Origin of the sequence: Mesorhizobium sp. M2A.F.Ca.ET.067.02.1.1 (assembly GCF_004023285.1) — a bacterium.
Classification (GTDB): Bacteria; Pseudomonadota; Alphaproteobacteria; order Rhizobiales; family Rhizobiaceae; genus Mesorhizobium.
Genome location: NZ_RZSB01001083.1, coordinates 1 through 1,431, shown reverse-complemented (window position 1 = coordinate 1,431; position 1,431 = coordinate 1). Strand labels below are relative to the sequence as shown.

Below are 1,431 nucleotides of genomic sequence, written 5' to 3'. Positions count from 1 at the left end.
CCGGTGATCAGCGCATGCAGCGGCGCGTTGAATTCCGGCGTTCCGCCAGATGCATCATGCACCTCGCCGTCGGTGATCATGATCGCGCCGCCGATGCGCGACGGCGGCACGTCGCGAAAGGCGCCTTCCAACGCGCTGAACAGCCTGGTTTCGGTGCGTTCGTCGGCGGCTTCGGACTTGCCCGCCTCGACGACGCGGACATCGAATTGCTTGAAGCGGCCAAGACGCTCCTGCATCCCGGCCAGCGCCTCGTCGGTCTGCGTGGTGCGGTCGCCGATATCCTGGCTCTGGCTGCGGTCGACGATCAGCGCGACGACGCTCTTCAGCGCCTCGCGCTCCTCGGCGAGGAACACCGGGTTGAGCAAAGCCGCGGCAAGCGCGAGCAGCGCGATGAAGCGCAATGCCGATCCGCGCTGGCGGAACCACAGGCCGACCAGCGCCAGCAGCAGCAATGGCACGAAGAGCAGGCCGAAGAGCGGCCAGGAGACGAGCGGTTCGAAGGAAATCGACCAGTTCACGATCTACTGCCCCAGCCGTTCGAGCAGCACAGGCACATGCACCTGGTCGGATTTGTAGTTGCCGGTCAGCATGTACATCATGATGTTGACGCCGGCGCGCAGCGCATAGACGCGCTGCATCGGGTCCGGCGGCACGGTCGGCAGCATCGGATCGCCGTTCTCGTCGACCGCCCAGGCGCCGGCGAAATCATTGGCGGTGATCATGATCGGCGAGACGCCGTCGCCGGTGCGCACGGGGCGGTTCTCGGTGTTGCTGGCGTCGAGCGAGGCCTCGACCCACAACGGGCTGCCGCTGAAGCGGCCGGGGAATTCCGGCAGGATGAAGAAGGATTTGGTCAGCACGTGGTCCGAAGGCACCGGTTCCAGCGGCGGCACGTTGAGATTGGCGAGGATGTCGCGCAACCGCTCGGTCGCCGGACTTGCCGAGCCGGCGCCGATGCCATTGGAAAACTGGTCGCGCGTGTCGAACAGGACCGTGCCGCCCTGCTGCATATAGGCATCGATGCGGGCGATCGCCGCCTGGCTGGGCATCGGCGCCGATTCATCGATCGGCCAATAGATCAGCGGGAAGAAGGACAGTTCGTCCTTGGCGATGTCGACGCCGGCCGGCGGGCCGGGCTCGAGCGCGGTCTTCTCGATCAGGAAACGGGTCAGGCCTTCAAGGCCGGCACGGCTGATCGAATCGACGCCGGGTTCGCCGGTGATGACATAGGCGATGCGGGTCTTCGAAATATCGTCGACCGCCTGGGCGTCGCCTGGCTTCGAATCGTCGGCGCGGGCGAGATCGGCGTGGCCGAAGAGGCTGCCCAGGACGACCAGGACGGCGGCTGTGGTCGCCACGGCCGCGCCGCGCGGCCGGCGCGCCAGCAGGCCGCCCATCCAGAATACGGCCAAGGTGTCGAGCGCCATTAGC

General features: G+C 66.8%; 1 protein-coding gene and 1 pseudogene. Both read right to left on the bottom strand.

Translation table 11 applies throughout. From position 1 onward, the window contains the following. Positions 1-518 (bottom strand): annotated as a pseudogene (locus tag EOA28_RS35640) (hypothetical protein); the annotation flags it as partial. Positions 519-521: 3 nt separating this feature from the next. Beyond that, on the bottom strand, positions 522-1,431 hold a 910-nt coding region (locus tag EOA28_RS35635), incomplete at its 5' end, for a DUF4159 domain-containing protein (RefSeq protein ID WP_148671098.1).